Origin of the sequence: Paractinoplanes lichenicola (assembly GCF_016785085.1) — a bacterium.
Classification (GTDB): Bacteria; Actinomycetota; Actinomycetes; order Mycobacteriales; family Micromonosporaceae; genus Actinoplanes; species Actinoplanes lichenicola.
The window spans coordinates 146940-164560 of sequence record NZ_JAENHO010000011.1 but is presented as its reverse complement, the minus strand read 5'-3'; the positions used below and the strand labels follow the sequence as shown (position 1 = coordinate 164560).

The following is a 17621-nucleotide window of genomic DNA, read 5'->3' as shown; positions in this document are numbered from 1 at the left end:
GCGCGCTCACGGGACCACGGCCGGGACGGGAAGCCGTACGGTGATCTGGGCTCCTCCGCCCGGGGCCGCGGTGACGTCGATGCTGCCGCCAAGCCGGTCGGACACCTGCTTGACCAGCGCCAGCCCCAGCCCGCGCCCCTGCGCCTTGGTCGACCAGCCCCGGGCGAACGCCCCCTCCGGCAGGCCCGGCCCGGTGTCGCCGACCCGCACCAGCACCTCACCGTCGGATTCGCGCACCAGCACGGTCACCACGCGCGGGGCCTCGGTGCCGGCCACCGCCTCGAGCGCGTTGTCGACCAGGTTGCCCACCACCGTGATCAGGTCACGGCTGGGCAGCGGCGTCGGGTCCCCGAGCCGCGAGTCGTCGTCGATCACCAGCTGGGCGCCGCGCTCGGCGGCCTGGGCCGACTTGCCCAGCAGCAGCGCGGCCAGGGCGGGCTCGCTGACCGACCCCACCACCTGGTCGGTCAGTTGCTGGGCCACGGCCAGTTCGGCGGTCGCCAGTTGCAGTGCCTCCTCGGTGCGGCCGAGTTCGACCATGGTCAGGACGGTGTGCAGCCGGTTCGCCGCCTCGTGGGCCTGCGACCGCAGCGCCTCGGTCAGACCCCGTACGGAATCCAGCTCGCCGGTGAGCGTACGCAGCTCGGTGTGGTCGCGAAGCGTCAGGACCGTGCCGACCGTCTGGCCCTCCGACCGGATCACCCGCTGGTTGGCCACCAGCATCCGGTCACCGGCCAGCACGGGCTCGTCGGCGACCGGGGTCTTGGCCGCGAGCAGCTCGCTGACCTCGGGCGGCATGTCGAGGGAGTCGTCGGTCAGGCCCAGCAGGCGGCGGCCCTCGTCGTTGACCAGCGTCACCCGGCCCGCGCGGTCGGCCACGACCAGGCCCTCGCGCACGGAGTGCAGCACCGCGTCGTGGTATTCGTACATCCGGGTCATCTCGGCCGGCCCGAGGCCGTGGGTCTGGCGGCGCAACCTGCGGCTGAGCAGCCACGACCCGGCGGCCGCGATCAAGAGCGCCAGCGCGGTCGGGAACGCCACCGCCGGCGTACGGGAAAGCAGTTTCTGGTTGAGGGCGTGGGTCGTGATGCCGACCGAGACCAGGGCGACGACGGCGCCGCGCTCGGTCACCGGAACCACCGTGCGCACCGATTCGCCCAGCGTGCCGACGCTCTTCTCGACCACCGTGCCGCCGTGCAGGGCGTCGTCGATCGAGCCGATGAACGGACGCCCGATCAGCTCGGGGCTGGTGTGGGTGAAACGCGTGCGGTCGCGGGCCATCACGACGATGAAGTTGGTGTTCGTCGCGAGCCGCACACTTTCCGTGTACGGCTGCAGGATCGCCGACGGGTTCCGCTCGTGCAGCGCCTCGACGACCGTGGGGGAGTTCGCCACCGCGTACGCGATGCCGACCACCTGGTCGATGGCCGCCTGCTCGGTGTCCTCCTGCGCCAGCCGCACCGCGCCCGCCGTGCCGATCGCCACCAGCGTGGTCACGACCAGCACCTGGAGCACGAAGAGCTGACGGGCGATGCTCCACCGTCTTGTGATCGGCATATTTCCGGTCCGGTTCCCTGCGGTAAACAGAATGAACGCAATGTCGCGCCCGGGGTGAGACGCAGGACACAGTCTGCGGCATGGAGACCCAAACCCCCACTCCGCGGGTCCGGCGGGACAGAACGCACTACCTCTACCTGGCGGTGATCGTCGCGGTGCTGGCCGGCATCGCCGTCGGTCTCGCGGCACCCGACGTCGCCAAGGAACTCAAGCCCATCGGCACCGGGTTCGTGAACCTGATCAAGATGATGATCGCCCCGGTCATCTTCTGCACGATCGTGCTCGGCGTCGGCTCGATCCGGCAGGCGGCCAAGGTCGGCCGGGTCGGCGGTCTCGCCCTCGGCTACTTCCTGATCATGTCGACCGCGGCGCTGGCGATCGGCCTCGTGGTCGGCAACATCATCCACCCCGGCTCCGGCCTGCACCTCGACGCCGCAGCCGCCGCGGCCGGCCAGAAGCAGGTGGGCGACACGGCCGACGAGGGCCTGGCCGACTTCGTGCTCGGCATCATCCCCAACAGCCTGCTCTCGTCGCTGACCGACGGCGAGGTGCTCGAGACCCTGCTCGTGGCGCTGCTGGTCGGCTTCGCCGTGCAGGGCCTGGGCCGCCGCGGCGAGCCCGTGCTGCGCGCGATCACGGTCATCCAGCGGCTCGTCTTCAAGATCCTGGCCATGATCATGTGGCTGGCCCCGATCGGCGCGTTCGGCGCGATCGCGGCGGTGGTCGGCGAGACCGGCGTCGACGCGCTCAAGAGCCTGGCCCAGATCATGATCGCCTTCTACATCACTTGCGCGATCTTCGTCTTCGTCATCCTCGGCGCGCTGCTCTGGCTGTTCACCCGGCTCAACCTGTTCTCGCTGCTGAAATACCTCGGCCGCGAATTCCTGCTGATCCTGTCGACGTCGTCGTCGGAGTCGGCGCTGCCCCGCCTGATCGCCAAGATGGAACACCTGGGCGTCAGCAAGCCGGTCGTCGGCATCACCGTCCCGACCGGCTACAGCTTCAACCTCGACGGCACGGCGATCTACCTGACCATGGCCTCGCTGTTCATCGCCGAGGCCTTGGACCAGCCGCTCTCCATCGGCGAGCAGATCTCCCTGCTGGTCTTCATGGTCATCGCCTCCAAGGGCGCGGCCGGCATCACCGGCGCCGGCCTGGCCACCCTGGCCGGCGGCCTGCAGAGCCACCGCCCCGAACTGGTCGACGGGGTCGGCCTGATCGTCGGCATCGACCGCTTCATGTCGGAGGCGCGGGCCCTGACCAACTTCGCCGGCAACGCGGTCGCCACCGTGCTGGTCGGCACGTGGACGAACGAGATCGACCGCGACAAGGTCCGGTCCGTGCTGGCCGGCGAGGACCCGTTCGACGAGGCCACGATGCTCGACGACGCCGACGACGACACCCCGTCGCCCGATCCTGACGCCACCCCGGAACCGGCGCCGGCCGCCAAGGCCTGACCCAGCGGGCCTCCATCCGGTGCCACCTCAGCGGCCCGGCCTTCCCCCTCCACCGGGGGAGGCCGGGCCGCTCTGTCCGTCGGGGTGCTTTCCGGGCTTGAGTAACATGATCGGGTGCTTGCCCCCGGAGCCATGCTCAGCGACCGTTACCGCCTGACCCAACGCCTGGCCGCAGGCGGCATGGGTGAGGTCTGGCGTGGCGAGGACGTCATGCTGCACCGCCAGGTCGCGATCAAGGTGATGCTCCCCGCGCTGCGCAGCGACCGCGAGTTCGTCACCCGGTTCCGCACCGAGGCGCGCATGATGGCCGCGCTGCGTCACCCCGGCATCGTCCAGGTCTACGACTACGGCGAGACCGCCGACGGCGACTACCTGGTCATGGAGTTCGTCGAGGGCATCCCGCTGGCCAAGCGGATCGAGCAGGCGGGCCGCCTCAGCCCGGCCGAGACCATGGCGATCGTGGCCCAGGTGGCCGACGCGCTGCAGGTCGCGCACGAGGCGGGCATCGTGCACCGCGACGTCAAGCCGGCCAACCTTCTCGTACGCCCCGGCGGCGCGATCGTGCTGGTCGACTTCGGTGTCGCCCGGTCGGCCACGGCGAACGGCCTGACCGGCACGAACGTGGTGCTAGGCTCGGCCAACTACATGGCCCCGGAGCAGGCCGAGGGCAAGCCGATCGGCCCGCCCACCGACGTGTACGCGCTGGGCGCCGTCGCCTACTGCTGCCTCACCGGGCGCCCGCCCTACGTCGGGGACAACCCGCTGCAGGTGCTGACCCAGCTGGTGTACGGGGAACTGCCCACCCTGCCGCCCGACGTGCCCCAGCCGGTGGCCGCGCTGGTGCTGCGCACCCTGGCCAAGGAGCCATCGCACCGGTTCGCCAGCGCCGCCGAGCTGGCCTCGGTCGCCCGGTCGCCCGGCCGCGCGCAGGGCGGGGCGGGGGTGCCGCCGCAGACGCGCCCCTACCGGCCGAACGGCGGGCCGGGGCACACAGCGGCGGGTTTCCCCAGCTCGGGCCGGGCTCAGGTCGGGCCGCGGCAGCCAGGGCAGACCTCGAGCCGCATGCAGGCCGGGGGTTTTCAGGCCGCGGGCCCGGCGGCGACGCGGGTCGGCGGCTACCCGAGCGGCCCGCAAAGCGGCTACCCGAGCGGCTCGCAAAGCGGTTACCCGAGCGGCTCGCAAAGCGGTTACCCGAGCGGCTCGCAAAGCGGTTACCCGAGCGGCTCGCAAAGCGGTTACCCGAGCGGCCCGCAAAGCGGCTTCCCGTCCGGCGCGCAGGGCGGGTTCCAGCAGGGCCGGGCGCAAGCCGGCCGGGCCCCGCAGGCCGGCTTCAACACGTCGGGCTCGGCCTCGGTCTCCGGCGCGGCCTCGGTCCCGCGGCCGGGCGCGGCGGCAGGGTCAGGTGGCGGCGGCTTCGGCGGGACCGGCGGCTCGGGTTCGTTCGGCGCTGACACGCCGGGCGGGTCGGACAAGCGGCGCCGGATGACGATCATCGCGGCCACCGTGGCGGCCCTGGTCGCCGTGGGCGGCGTCGGCACGGCCGTGGCCTGGCCCTCGCTGACCGGCGGCGGGCCGGACGACTCGGGCGACGGCGGCGTGGCGATCGACGACACGACCACGGCGCCGACCGCCAAGCCCGGCAAGACCGGCGGCACCAAGACGAAGACCCCCGAGCCCGGCAAGACCACGGACAAGGCGACGCCCACTCCCGACCCGACGACCGCGCCCGCGGCGCAGCCCCAGGACCCGGTCGCGGCCTGCGGCGGCGGCTTCGAGGTGGTCGACCGCAAGAACCTCAAGGGCGGCAACACCAGCGGCCGGGTCTACCTGCTCCACAACGAGGACGGCGACGAGAGCTGCGTGGTCACGGTCAAGCTGACCGGGATCGGCGAGAAGTCGCCCATGTCGGCGTACCTGGAGGTCGAGGGCCAGCCCCCGGCCCAGGACAACAGCTCCTCGATCGACTACGTCGGCCCGGTCAAGGCGCAGGCCGGCGAGGCGTGCATCAAGTGGGGCGGGACGATCGACGACCAGTCCTACTTCAGCGACTTCGACAACTGCGACTGAGCCAGGATCGCGTCGACGGCGTCGCGGACGGCGTCCAGGCACGGGCGCAGCGCGGCCAGGGCGTCCACGGCCGCGTCGAGGTCGGAGACCCGGGCCCGCTCCTCGAGCGTGCCGCAGGCGTCGGCCGCGTCCTGGGCGCCGATGTTGGCCATGATGCCCTTGAGCTGGTGGGCCTCGTTGCGCAGCGTCTCGGCGTCGTCGAGGGCCAGGGCCTGGCTGATCTTCTCGACGTGCCCGGGGATCCGGTCGGCCATCGAGCGCAGCAGCCGGGCGATGATCGGCGCGCTCTCGGCCGGGTCGGGGCCGCGCAACTGGTCGAGGCGCTGCTCGATCTGCGTGACGACCGACGGCGTCGCCCACTGGGCCAGCGCCGCGGCCACGTCGGCCGGCACGAGCGGCTTGGCCAGGTGCTCGTCCATGCCGGCCTGCAGGCAGCGGGCCCGGTCCTCGGCCAGCGCGCTCGCGGTCAGGGCGATGATCGGGACGTGCCGGTCGGCGCCCTCCTGCCGGCGGATCTCGGCCGTGGCCGCGTACCCGTCCATCTCGGGCATCAGGCAGTCCATGAAGATCAGCTGGTAGCGGTGCCCGGCGGCCATCCGCACCGCCTCGCGGCCGTTGGTGGCGACGTCGGCCGAGTAGCCCAGGTTGGCCAGGATGCCCAGCGCCACCGTACGGTTGATGTCGTTGTCCTCGACCAGCAGCACGTGCCCGGAGCCGGTGGCCGCGGCGGCCGGCGGTGACGCGAGCTGATCGTCGACGGCCAGCACGCCGACCAGCGCGTCGTAGAGCTGCGACTGCCGCAACGGCTTGGTGAACGCGGCCGACATCGCCGCCGGGTCGGGCTCCGAGGGCAGCTTCTCGTCGTCGTTGATCAGCAGGATCGTCTTCGGCGCGGGCGTGCCGGCCGGGACCCGCTCGAAGGCGCCGTCGTGGATCACCAGGTCGATCGGGCGTCCGGTGGCGGCGGCGTCGCGCAGGATCTCGTACGCCTCCTCGCCCCGCTCCACCCCCGTGGCCTGCATCGACCAGGCCGCGAGCTGGTCCGAGAGCACGGCCCGGTCGTTCTCGTCCTGGTCGACGATCAGCACCCGCAGCCCGTCGAGGGCGTGATGCTCGGACACGTCGACCCCGGCCCGCGCGGCTCGCAGGGTGACGGTGAACCAGAACGTGCTGCCCTGCCCGGGTTCGCTGTGCACGCCGATGTGCCCGCCCATCAGCTCGACCAGGTCGCGCGAGATGGCCAGGCCCAGGCCGGTGCCGCCGAACCGCCGGGTCGTGCCCGCGTCGGCCTGCGTGAACGGCTCGAACAGCTTCTCCTGCTGATGGCGATCGATCCCGATGCCGGTGTCGCGCACCTCGAACCGTACGGGAACCGCATCGGGCCCCGTCGAGAGCGCGCTGTCGGGGGTGACGGTGATCGTGACTCTCCCGTACGCGGTGAATTTGATCGCGTTGCCGGCCAGGTTGAGCAGCACCTGGCGCAGCTTGGCGGCGTCACCGCTGACGGTGGTGGGCAGCCGCGGGTCGCACTCGCCGGCGATCGCCACGGAACTGGTCGTGCCGGGCGGGGCGGCCAGCGAGACCACGTCGTCGACGAGCCGCCGCAGCTGGAAATTGGTGTCCTCGAGCAGCACCTTGCCCGCCTCGAGCTTCGAGAAGTCGAGCACGTCGTTGATCACCGCCAGCAGCGCCGACCCGGCGGTGCTGATCCCCTCGGCGTACCGGCGCTGCTGATCGTCGAGTGTGGAGCCGAGCAGCAGGCTGGTCAGGCCGATGACGCCGTTCATGGGCGTACGGATCTCGTGGCTCATCGACGCCAGGAACTGCGACTTGAGCCGGGCCGTCTCGATCGCCTGGTCGCGCGCCTGGGCCAGGGCCTGCTCGGTCTCGAGGCGGGCGCTGATGTCGCGGGCGAACGCGTGCAGGTGCGAGGAGCCGTCGTGCCGGATGCGCCACATGGTCAGCTCGACCGGCATCTCGTCGCCGTCGTGCCGCCGGGCGGCCATCTCGGTGGGCCGGTTGAGCAGCCACTCCCAGCGGCCGTCGAGCAGCCGGTGCAGCGCGGGGTGATAGCGGGCGGGCAGGACCGTCGACGTGACGTCGCGGCCGACGATCTCCTCGCGGGGCCAGCCGAAGATCCGCTCGGCCTGCCGGTTCCACTGCAGGATCACGCCGTGCGAGTCCATCGTGAAGAACGGGTCGGCGGCCGCGGCCATGATCATTTCGAGCTGTTCGCGCTCCAGGCGCAGCCGCTTCTCGGCCTTCACGCGGGCGGTGATGTCGTGCGCGACGGTGGACGCCCCGATGATCCGGCCGTCGTCGTCGCGCATCGGGGCCATGCTCAGCGACACCTCGATGATCCGGCCGTCCTTGCGCATCCGCCGGGTCTCGTGCTGCGGCAGCGTCTCGCCCTGGTTGACCCGGCCCAGCAGGTGCTTCTCCTCGTCGAGCCGGTCGGGCGGCAGCAGCCGGGTGACGTCGTGCCCGATCATCTCGGCCGCCTCGTAGCCGTAGAGCCGCTCGGCGCCCGAGTTCCAGGTCTGGATCGTGCCGTCGAGCGCCTTGCTGACGATCGCGTCGTTGGAGGACTCCACGATCGCGGCCAGCCGCGCGTTCGTGTGGGCCTGGAACCGGCGCGCGGTGACGTCCTGGATCGCGGCCAGCACCATCGTGCGCCCCTCGGCCTGCACCGGGGACAGGCTCACGTCGACCGGGAACTCGGTGCCGTCCTTGCGCCGCGCAGTGAGCAGCATGCCCTCGCCCATCGGACGCGCCGACGGCGAGGCGAAATAGCGGTTGCGATGCTGTACGTGGATCTTGCGGCTCGCGCCCGGCACGAGCGTCTCGATCGCGGCGCCGATGATCTCGTCGCGCGGGTAGCGGAACAGCTCGACGGCCCGGCCGTTGGCGTGCACGATGTGCCCGTCGCTGTTGACGCACACCATCGCCTCGGGCGACGCGTCGAGCAGGCTGCGGAACTTGCCCTCGGCCAGGCGCAGCTGGGTGACGTCGACGCCGGCCCCGAAGATCGCGTACGCCCGGCCGCGCCCGTCGCGCAGCGCGTGCAGGGTCGTCACGTACCAGCGGCCGTCCAGTTCCTCCTCGTACGCGACCGGGCCGGTGCCGGTCAGCACGTCGCGGTCGTGGCGCGAGATCTCGGCCATCCGCTCGGGGGAGTGCACCTCGTGGTCGTGGCGGCCGGTCGCGTGCCGCAGGCCGTGCAGCTTCTCGTAGGCCGGGCTGACGATCTGGTAGCGCCCGTCGAGCGACTTCACGAAGGCCGGGGCGGCGGTCTCCTTGAGGATCGCGGCGAGGTGGATGTAGCGCTGCGTGCGGCGGTGGTCGTGACGCTGCGCGAGCCGGCGCCAGGCCCAGGCCAGCCCGCCGGCGGCCACCGCGGCGGCGGCGAGGTGTCGGCTGCTCACGGTGCGGTTGCTCACGGTCATTGACCGTACAAGGGAAATTCTGTGCTTTAGTCTTATAACGGACATTGACAGATGAGGAGCCGCCGGTGGCGACGGTGATGGTCGTCGACGATGTCGCCGCGAACCGCGACATCGTCCGTTTGCTGCTGGGATATCGCGGCCACGACGTGATCGAGGCCCACGACGGCGCCGACGCGCTGCGCCTCGCCCACGAGCACCATCCCGACATCGTCGTCTCCGACGTGCTCATGCCCGGCATCGACGGCCTCGAGCTCGTGCACCGGCTGCGCACCGACCCCGACGAGATCGCCGCCCAGGCCCCGGTGATCTTCTATACGGCGAACTACCTGGAGCCCGAGACCCGGCCCATCGCCGAGGCGTGCGGGGTCAGCCAGGTCGTGCTGCGCTCGCAGAGCCCCGACGAGCTGCTCGACGCCATCGACGCCGCGCTCGCCGAGGGGCCGGTCTCGATCGACGTGGTGCCGCCCGACGACTTCGCGCAGGCCCACGTGCAGGCGGTCAACGCCAAGCTGATCGAGAAGGTGCGCGCGCTGCACCACACCGAGCAGCGCTTCGAGGCGATGGCCGTGGCCTCACCGGTCGGCATCGCCCTGCTCGACGCGGACGGCGAGGCCGACTACATCAACCCGCGGCTGGCCGAGATCATGCGTACGCCGATCTCCGGGCTGCTCGGCCGGGGCTGGCTGGCCTGCCTGGACGCCGCCGACCGCCGCTCCGCCCTCGACCTGCTGCGCGGCGGGGCGTCCGAACGCCGGTTCACCCACTGCCTCGAACTGCCCGGCGGCACCGCGCGCTACCTGCGGCTGCAGCTGCGGCACATCCAGGACGACGAGGAGGCCGAGCTGGCCGGGGGCGTCCTCATGGTCGACGACGTCTCCGACCTGGTGGCGGCCGAGGAACGGTTGCGCGAGGAGAGCAAGCGCCGGCAGGACGAGGCCCGGCGGCGCGACGCCGAACGGCTGGACAGCTTGCGGCGCATGGCCGGCGGGGCCGCGCACGACTTCAACAACATCCTCGGAGCGATCCTCGGCTACACCACCCTGGCCCTCGAATCGCTGGACGAGGCCGCCGATGTGCTTCCGCCGGATCTAGCGGCTTCCTTGACCGCCGACCTCGGCCAGGTGATCAAGGGCGGCGAGCGGGCCAAGGCGCTGACCCAGCAGCTGCTGGCCTTCGGGCGGCGCGAGATCACCCAGCCGACCACGTTCGACCTCAACCCGCTGCTGCGCGACCTGCTCGGGACACTGCGCGACTCGGCCGGCGCGGCCTCGGTCGTCCTGCAGTTGGCCCCGGGCGCGGCCGACGTGCGGGCCGACCCCCGGCAGATCAGCCAGGTGCTGGTCAACCTGGTCAGCAACAGCGCCGACGCGATGCCCCAAGGCGGCACGATCACGATCACGACGGCGGCCTCGCCCGGCGGGGACGCGGTGGTGACGGTGCACGACACCGGGCGGGGGATGCCAGCGGAGGTGCTCGAGCGGGCGTTCGAGCCGTTCTTCACGACCAAGCGGTCGACCGGGACGGCCGGGCTGGGGTTGTCGACCGCGCACGGGATCGTCAGCCAGGCGGGCGGGCAGTTGACGCTGACCTCCGACGAGGGAACCGGCACGACCGCGACGATCACCCTTCCCGGCGTACGCCCGTCGACCGCCCCCGACGCTTCTTCCGCGGTCGCTGATTCTGCTGCGCTGGCTTTCTCCGCTGCGTCGGCCGTTTCTGCTGCGTCGGCCGTTCCCGCCGCGTCGGTCGCTCCGGTGGCGCGTGTCGAGCCTGCCTCTCGTAAAACGGGCTCGGCGCTGCTGGGCGGGGCGGCTTTTGTGCCGGCGCCTCCGATCACGGCCGGCGGCGGTGGCGAGACGCTGCTGCTGGTCGACGACGAGGCCGACCTGCGCGAGGTGACCGCCCGATTCCTGGGCGGCGCGGGCTATCGCGTGCTCTCGGCCGCCGACGCCGCCGAGGCCCTGCAACTGCTCGACCGGCACCACGACCCGATCGCCGCGATGATCACCGACGTCGTGATGCCCGGGATGAACGGCCGCCAACTGGCCCGGGTGGCCAAGCAGCGCCGCCCCGACCTGCGGGTGGTCTTCGTGTCGGGTTTCGCCGAGGCCCTGATCGACGAAGCCGGCAACAATCTCGAACCCGACTCGATGATCGTGGCCAAGCCCTACACCCGAGACCAACTGCTGGCCGGCGTCCAGTCGGTGCTGCGCCGCGCCTGACCAGTAGGCTGCCGAAATGCCGCCGCCCAAGATCACCGGGTATACAGACCCACCCTCCACCGGGGGCCACCGCCACGAGCCATTCTATCGAGGCGGGCGGATCTTCGGACGCGCCCTGTGGACAAGCCGGAATTGTGGATAACCTCCGCGGCCGATTGACGAGCGCGGCCCTGGTCACGGCCGTGGTGCTGGTGGCCGCCATCCCGACGCCTCTGCCGGTGCCCCAAGGGTGGGCCGGCTCGATCGACCCATGCGGCGGCGACTGGGACTGGACGACCGGGCAGCTCGGCGCCGCGCACGCTGACCCCAACTGGCCCGCGGATCTCGGCGCCGACCAATCCGGTCCGGGCGACGGCATCGACGAGGATGAGCCGGGCGGCGGCACGGGCGAGGATGAGCCGGGCGGCGGCACGGGCGAGGATGAGCCGGGCGACGGCACGGGCGAGGATGAGCCGGGTGATGGCGGCGACCAGTTCGGCCCTGACGGTGGAGGCGATGAGGGGCAGTCGAGCGGCGGCTCGGTTGCGAACCCGCCGGACGGCGGTGCGTTGGACGAGCCCGTGTGGGATGAGGCCGAAGCCGAACCCGGGAGCAATCGGGTCGAGGGCGAGGCCGGGCAGGACATGCTCGACGAGGTCCGGTCCGGCGCGATCACCAAGTGCTCCGTCGCCATGGTCGACGGAGGCTGGGAGCAGCCGGTCGAGCCTGCGCGGCCGTACCTTCCGGCGTTGACAGCACCCGTCCCGACGCATCTGGCGCCCAAGTGCGGCACGGTTGTCGGCACGACCAAGACCGTCAGCCTGTCCGCCGCTTTCGACACGACGTACGCGCCCCGGCCCACCGAGGCGTTCTTCGAGTACGAGGTGGACGACCAGCTCGTCAACGCGCGCGTACCCGTCGAGGGTCCGCGCGCCGTTCTGGAGTTCGCGCCCGGTGAGCTCGGGCCGGGCGAGAGCTACCGGTGGCGCGTACGGGGAACTCCCGACGACGCCCCGGCCCCCACCTGGTCGGACTGGTGCACCTTCACGGTGGCCGGTGATGCCCTCGACCTGCGCGAACTCGACCCGAGCGAGGTTGCTGCCCTGCTCGAACTGGGCATCCGGCCGGAACGCCGCTACCCGGTCACCCTGACCGCGGCCCAGTGGCGTCTCGTGCGGGAGCCGTTCGAGTTCGATCCGGGTGTCGGCGGGGGCGAGGTGCCCGCCTTTGTGGGCAAGGTTCCCCGTACGGCCGGGCGGTTGACCCTGACCGGTGCCGAGTGGACGAAGCTGATCCTCGAGCTGGCCGGCTGGGCCGGGATCGTCCAGTTCGGCAACGACGAGGTCGAGCCCGAGTTCCGTACGGGCATCGCGCAGTATTGGACAACTGCAGACCGCATCTCCGCGCAACTGGGCGGGCCGGCTCACCCGGGTCTGGGCCTGCGCTGACAGGATCGGGCCATGGATCCGATCACCGACGCGCGCGACCTGGTGGCCGAGCGGTTCCCCGAGGCCACGTGGGCCCTGCTGACGGGCAGCGTGCTCGGTCCCGCCCGTACGCCCGGGTCTGACCTCGACGTCGTCGTGCTGCGGGACGCCGAGCCGGGTTTCCGCGAGAGCCTGCGGTTCCGGGGCTGGCCGGTCGAACTGTTCGTGCACACTCCCGACCGGCTTGCACACTTCTTGGCGAGCGAACTGGCGGCCCGCAAACCGAGCCTCCACCGCATGATCGCGACCGGCCTTCCGTTGATCGGCGACCCGGTCGCAGCGCAGCGAAAGTGCGCGAAGGTGCTCGCCGACGGTCCGGCGCCGTTGAGCGAAGATGAGCGAAACCGGCTGCGGTACGGCCTGACCGACCTGCTCGACGACCTGCGGCACGCCGTCGATCCGGGGGAACGCGCAGTGCTCGCCGCGGCACTGTGGACGGAGACGGCGCAGGCCCGGCTGCTGCTCGGCGGGGGCTGGGTCAGTCGCGGCAAGTGGCTCCTGCGCGAGCTCCGCCAGCACGACCCTGCGTTTGCCGAGCGCTGGTTGACCGTACGGGAAAACGGGGTTGACCTGGCCTTGGAGGTGCTGGACAGCGCGGGTGGTCCCCTGTTCGAGGGGTATCGGGCTTGACAGGACTTCCTATCGGCGATAGGCAGGAAGCTATCAACGATAGGAGTGCATCATCGTGACCGAGCGACGCCGGCAGATCCTCGACGCGGCCTGGAGCATCGCGGACGAGTCGGGGCTGGGCGCGGTCACCTTGCACGAAGTTGCGCGCCGGGTCGGCATCAGACAACCTTCCCTGTACGCGCATGTCGCCTCGAAGGCCGGTCTCTACGACGCCATGTTCGCGCAGGCCTACGAGCAGTTGCTCGCTGAGATCGACCAGCTCCCGCCGCGCGGTTCGGCCCGTGAGCAACTCGTCCGGCTGTCCCGCGCCGTGCTCGACTTCGCCGTCGCCAGTCCGCCGCGGCAGCAACTGCTGTTCCAGCGCACCATTCCGGGCTTCGAGCCCTCACCCGAGTCGTACGCGATCGCGAAGCGCCTGATCGACCGGTGCGTGAGCCTGCTGTCGGCATTCGGCGCGGGCAGCCGGGCCGACGTCGACGTCTACACCGCGCTCGTCGCCGGCCTGGGTGCCCAGCAGATCGCCAACGAACCCGGCGGCGACCGCTGGACCCGGCATCTCGAAGCCGTCCTCGACATGTTCCTCGACCACTTCGCGGGGAGTCATCATGATCCGACACGCGGAGGCCATGCTGATCACGGCCTCCGAGAACACCCGCCTGCTTGACCTGCTCCGCCGCCTGACCGGTGAGCAGTGGCAAGCGACGACCGACTGCACCGGGTGGACGGTCCGTGACATCGCCGTCCACCTCATCGCCTCGGCCCAGGCACAGGCGCATCCGCTCGAGTTCGCCCGGCAGTTGCTGGCCGGCCGCCGCCTCGGGGGCGCGCACTGGGTCGACGGCCTCAACCAAGCCCAACTTCTTGCCCGTACGGGGTGGGAGGCGTCCACGCTCCCCCCGCTGTGGGCGCAACACTCCGCGGCGGCGCTCAAGGCCCGGCGCCGCCTGCCCGCCCCGATCCGCGCGCTGCCGATACTGCCGCTGGGCACCGGGCTCGGCGTGCACATCGGCTGGCAGTCGCTCGGCTACCTGTTCGGCATGGGTTTCACCCGGGACGTGTGGATGCACCGCATCGACATCGCCCGCGCGGCCGGCATCGAACCGTCGCTGACCGCCGCGCACGACGGCCGCATCGTCGCGGACATCGTCGACGAGTGGTCCGGACGGCACGGGCAGCCCTACACACTCACCCTCACCGGGCCCGCCGGCGGTTCCTTCCAGGCCGGCGACCGGGGCGAACCCCAGTCGGTGGACGCCGTCGAGTTCGCCCGCATTCTCTCCGGGCGCGCCGACGGCCCCGGAATCCTCCGTCACAAGTTGCCTTTATAGGGAGGCACAGCCATGCAGACCATCGACGACCTCAAGACGTACGCCCTCCGCTTCGCCGACGACATCATCAACGCGCGCGACCTCGGCGGTGCGCTCGACTCCCTGGTGGCCGAGGACTTCGTCGAGCAGAACCCGATGCCCGGCCAGGGCCCCGGCCGCGCCGGGCTGGCCGGCGTGCTCGCGGGCATGTTCGCGGCCTTCCCCGACCTGCGCTGGACCCTGCTCGACACGATCGCCGAGAACGACCGCGTGATGACCCTGTCCAGCTGGACCGGCACCCACGAGGGACCGTTCCTGGGGCTGGCGCCGACCGGCCGGCAGGTCAGAGTCGAGGCGTGGACACTCGACCGCTATCGCGACGGCAAGCTGGTCGAGAGCCGCATCATCATGGACATCGCGGGACTGCGGGCGCAGCTGGGTCAGTGAGAGCATGGGCGCATGGCGGGCCCGGTCACGTCCATCGCGGAAGTGCCGCTCGAGGAGCTGCGGCTTCCGGGCGAGCTTCGCGGTCCGGCCGAGCGGCTCGAGTCGTACCAGGTCCAGTGGCATTGGTATCCCGAGCATGCCGAGCCCCCGGCGTCGCCCCCGGACCGCGTCTGCATGCTTGTGTTCGACGGGACGATCTCGTTGTTCTCCACCGGTGTGGACTGGCTGGAGCTGGCGCTGCACGTGGCGTGGGAGCCGGAGCTCGCGGTACACGCTTCCGTGGAGGTTGCCTGCTGGTGCCCGCAGAACCACAACATGCACGCGATCGCCGAGGCCACCTGGCTCACGGGAACACCCGCGGCACTGCTTTCGAGTTTCACCGCCGGCGTCGACATGCTGATCGGCTTCATCGACGCCGGAGTCTCCGATGTCACCCTGCTGCGCTCCGAGGCCGGCCTGCCGAACCCGTGAGACTCGGGACGCTCGCCGTCTCTCAGGCCGCCCCACCCGCGCGTTCCGCAGCGTGCTGGCCGGTCCGCAGCGTGCTGGTCGGTTCGCTCCGCGCGTCGGCTCGCTCCCCGGGCCGATCCGGTTGACCATGACGGGCGCCGCCCCAGGGGCTGTTTCGTGGCTGGGGCGGGGCTGCGGCAGTGCCCAGATCCCGCCTGGCGGCGTCTCGGTCGGGGCGTCGTCGGCGGTCAGGGCCAGGCTGCCGACCTCCGTACGCACCGCCCGGGAAAGCCCGGTGCCAACACCCGGAAGCCGGACTTCCACGGGCCACCACCAGACCACCCATCCCAGCCGCGAAACATCCCCCAGCACATCTCTCGTGCCGTCCCTGGGTTGTCCACAGCGAGCAGTTGTCCACAGGGCCGCTCTCCAAGATCTGCCCGGCGCCGTAAAATGGCTGGTGGCGGGGGCCCCCGGTGGAGGGCGGGCCCGTGTCACGATCTAGAAGCGGGCGCGAGCCGGGCGGGCCGCGCTTTAAGAATCGCGGGCAGGCGACTCGCACGACGGCCCCGGCCGAGACCGGCGAAGAAGTCACAGGCCGGTGATGGAGACCGCACCAGCGAAGTGGTCAGGAGCGGTCCTCCTGGTAGGTTGCTCCGCCTGTTGACTCCTCGGTGAGGGGACGGGCGCCGCCCTCGGGTGGGCCCGCGGCGCTGTTGACGGCCAGTTCGGGGAACTTGGCGTCGAAGGCCGGCCGTTCCGAGCGGATCCGGGGCATCTTGTCGAAGTTGCGCAGCGGCGGCGGGGTCGACGTGGCCCATTCCAGCGAGTTGCCATGGCCCCACGGGTCCTGCAGCGTGACGACCGTGCCCGCCCGGTAGGAGTGCCAGACGTTGTAGAGGAACGGCAGCGTCGAGACGCCCAGGATGAACGAGCCGATCGTCGAGATCGTGTTGAGCGTCGCGAAGCCGTCGCCGGCCAGGTAGTCGGCGTATCGGCGGGGCATCCCCTCGGCGCCTAGCCAGTGTTGCACCAGGAACGTCGTGTGGAAGCCGACGAAGGTCAGCCAGAAGTGGACCTTGCCGAGGCGCTCGTCGAGCATCCGGCCGAACATCTTGGGGAACCAGAAGTAGATGCCGGCGAACACCGCGAACACGATCGTGCCGAACAGCACGTAGTGGAAGTGCGCGACCACGAAGTACGAGTCGTGCACCTGGAAGTCGATCGGCGGCGACGCCAGCAGCACGCCGGTCAGCCCGCCCAGCACGAACGTGACCATGAAGCCGAGCGCGAAGATCATCGGGGTCTCGAAGCTGACCTGCCCCCGCCACATCGTGCCGATCCAGACGAAGAACTTCATTCCCGTCGGTACGGCGATCAGATAGCTGAGCAGGCTGAAGAACGGCAGCAGCACCTGGCCGGTGGCGAACATGTGGTGCGCCCAGACCACGAACGACAACGCGGCGATCAGCAGGGTGGCCGAGACCAGGCCCTTGTAGCCGAAGACCGGCTTGCGGCTGAAGACCGGGATGACCTCGGTGACGATGCCGAAGAAGGGCAGCGCCACCACGTACACCTCGGGGTGGCCGAAGAACCAGAACAGGTGCTGCCACAGCATCGGGCCGCCGGTGTCCGCGTCGAACACGTGGGCGCCGAGGATGCGGTCGGCGCCCAGCGAGAACAGGGCGGCCGCCAGGAACGGGAAGATCAGGATGACGAGCAGGCTGGTCAGCAGGATGTTCCAGGTGAAGATCGGCATCCGGAACATGGTCATGCCGGGCGCGCGCAGCGTCAGGATCGTGGTGATCATGTTGACGCCGCCCAGGATCGTGCCGAGGCCGCTGATGGCCAGGCCCACGACCCACATGTTGGCGCCGACGCCGGGCGAGTGGATGCTGTCGCTGAGCGGGGCGTAGGCCGTCCAGCCGAAGTCGGCCGCGCCGCCGGGCACGAGGAAGCCGGCCACGGCCAGGGTGCCGCCGAACAGATAGAGCCAGTACGCGAACGCGTTGAGCCGCGGGAACGCCACGTCGGGGGCGCCGATCTGCAGCGGCACCACGAAGTTGGCGAAGGCGAACACGATCGGCGTCGCGAACAGCAGCAACATGATCGTGCCGTGCATGGTGAAGAGCTGGTTGTATTGCTCCGGCGACAGGAACTGCATGCCGGGGCGGGCCAGCTCGGCCCGCATCAGCAGCGCCATCAGTCCGCCGACCATGAAGAACGCGAACGCCGTGGCCAGATACATGATGCCGATCTGCTTGGCGTCGGTCGTGCGGATCGTCCGCGCCAGGAAACTTCCCCGCACCTGACGGCGTACGGGGAAGGGGCGCGTGACGATCGGCTGCGGTTTCGGTTCGACGGCGGTCATGGGTGACCTCCCTGCCCGGAGACGACCATGACGCTACGCCGATCGTTCCAAGACCACACCCGTCAGCGGGCCGGGGGAATCCATCGATCGGCGGCCAGGCAGTCCGGGCCGGGATCGCCATGGACGACCTGGCCGGACGGGTCGGTGTAGCAGTGTGGATAGTCGCCCGAGTAGCCGAAGAGTGAGCGCCGGTCGATCTCC

At 71.0% G+C, this 17621-nt stretch carries 12 protein-coding genes; 9 read left to right on the top strand and 3 right to left on the bottom strand.

Going from position 1 to position 17621, the window contains the following annotated elements; genetic code table 11:
• Window positions 1–6: 6 nt before the first annotated feature.
• Window positions 7–1557 (bottom strand): ATP-binding protein, encoded by a 1551-nt coding sequence (locus JKJ07_RS34510; RefSeq protein ID WP_202996144.1) that lies wholly within the window; start codon window positions 1555–1557, stop codon window positions 7–9.
• An 80-nt stretch (window positions 1558–1637) separates the two neighbouring features.
• Between JKJ07_RS34510 and JKJ07_RS34505 the strand changes: the two genes are divergently transcribed.
• Window positions 1638–3014, top strand: a complete 1377-nt coding sequence (locus JKJ07_RS34505) for a cation:dicarboxylate symporter family transporter (RefSeq protein ID WP_202996143.1) — start codon at window positions 1638–1640, stop codon at window positions 3012–3014.
• A 114-nt stretch (window positions 3015–3128) separates the two neighbouring features.
• Window positions 3129–5081: a serine/threonine-protein kinase gene (locus tag JKJ07_RS51955; RefSeq protein ID WP_307834551.1), complete on the top strand. Its 1953-nt coding sequence runs from the start codon at window positions 3129–3131 to the stop codon at window positions 5079–5081.
• Here JKJ07_RS51955 and JKJ07_RS34495 read toward each other — a convergent pair.
• Complete coding sequence (locus JKJ07_RS34495; RefSeq protein WP_202996142.1) at window positions 5051–8521, bottom strand: PAS domain S-box protein; 3471 nt, start codon at window positions 8519–8521, stop codon at window positions 5051–5053. The genes JKJ07_RS51955 and JKJ07_RS34495 overlap by 31 nt on opposite strands.
• A gap of 71 nt (window positions 8522–8592) precedes the next feature.
• Here JKJ07_RS34495 and JKJ07_RS34490 point away from each other — a divergent pair, with 71 nt between their 5' ends.
• The 7 genes from JKJ07_RS34490 to JKJ07_RS34460 all read left to right on the top strand — a co-directional run bounded on the left by JKJ07_RS34490 (window position 8593) and on the right by JKJ07_RS34460 (window position 15070).
• A complete protein-coding gene (locus JKJ07_RS34490; RefSeq protein WP_307834550.1) occupies window positions 8593–10749 on the top strand; it encodes an ATP-binding response regulator in 2157 nt (718 codons plus the stop codon).
• A gap of 155 nt (window positions 10750–10904) precedes the next feature.
• Window positions 10905–12176, top strand: a complete 1272-nt coding sequence (locus JKJ07_RS34485; protein WP_202996141.1) for an ICP22 family protein — start codon at window positions 10905–10907, stop codon at window positions 12174–12176.
• A 12-nt stretch (window positions 12177–12188) separates the two neighbouring features.
• Window positions 12189–12845: a nucleotidyltransferase domain-containing protein gene (locus JKJ07_RS34480; RefSeq protein WP_202996140.1), complete on the top strand. Its 657-nt coding sequence runs from the start codon at window positions 12189–12191 to the stop codon at window positions 12843–12845.
• 55 nt (window positions 12846–12900) lie between these two features.
• Entirely contained in the window at window positions 12901–13509 is a 609-nt protein-coding gene (locus JKJ07_RS34475) for a TetR/AcrR family transcriptional regulator (RefSeq protein WP_202996139.1), read from the top strand.
• Window positions 13451–14173, top strand: a complete 723-nt coding sequence (locus tag JKJ07_RS34470; RefSeq protein WP_202996138.1) for a maleylpyruvate isomerase family mycothiol-dependent enzyme — start codon at window positions 13451–13453, stop codon at window positions 14171–14173. Before JKJ07_RS34475 ends, JKJ07_RS34470 begins: the two co-directional genes overlap by 59 nt.
• Window positions 14174–14185: 12 nt before the next feature.
• Window positions 14186–14599, top strand: a complete 414-nt coding sequence (locus JKJ07_RS34465; protein ID WP_202996137.1) for an ester cyclase — start codon at window positions 14186–14188, stop codon at window positions 14597–14599.
• A 12-nt stretch (window positions 14600–14611) separates the two neighbouring features.
• Window positions 14612–15070, top strand: a complete 459-nt coding sequence (locus tag JKJ07_RS34460; protein WP_202996136.1) for a hypothetical protein — start codon at window positions 14612–14614, stop codon at window positions 15068–15070.
• A 607-nt stretch (window positions 15071–15677) separates the two neighbouring features.
• Here JKJ07_RS34460 and ctaD read toward each other — a convergent pair.
• The gene (gene ctaD / locus JKJ07_RS34455) at window positions 15678–17420 is read right to left on the bottom strand and encodes an aa3-type cytochrome oxidase subunit I (RefSeq protein WP_202996135.1); all 1743 of its coding nucleotides are present in this window, start codon (window positions 17418–17420) and stop codon (window positions 15678–15680) included.
• Window positions 17421–17621 lie beyond the last annotated feature (201 nt).

What these genes read in the sequence shown, in the direction of transcription:
- JKJ07_RS34510 (WP_202996144.1), bottom strand. Translation starts at nt 1,557, where the DNA reads ATGCCGATCACAAGACGGTGGAGCATCGCCCGTCAGCTCTTCGTGCTC.
- JKJ07_RS34505 (WP_202996143.1), top strand. Translation starts at nt 1,638, where the DNA reads ATGGAGACCCAAACCCCCACTCCGCGGGTCCGGCGGGACAGAACGCAC.
- JKJ07_RS34480 (WP_202996140.1), top strand. Translation starts at nt 12,189, where the DNA reads ATGGATCCGATCACCGACGCGCGCGACCTGGTGGCCGAGCGGTTCCCC.
- JKJ07_RS34470 (WP_202996138.1), top strand. Translation starts at nt 13,451, where the DNA reads ATGATCCGACACGCGGAGGCCATGCTGATCACGGCCTCCGAGAACACC.
- JKJ07_RS34465 (WP_202996137.1), top strand. Translation starts at nt 14,186, where the DNA reads ATGCAGACCATCGACGACCTCAAGACGTACGCCCTCCGCTTCGCCGAC.
- JKJ07_RS34460 (WP_202996136.1), top strand. Translation starts at nt 14,612, where the DNA reads ATGGCGGGCCCGGTCACGTCCATCGCGGAAGTGCCGCTCGAGGAGCTG.
- ctaD (WP_202996135.1), bottom strand. Translation starts at nt 17,420, where the DNA reads ATGACCGCCGTCGAACCGAAACCGCAGCCGATCGTCACGCGCCCCTTC.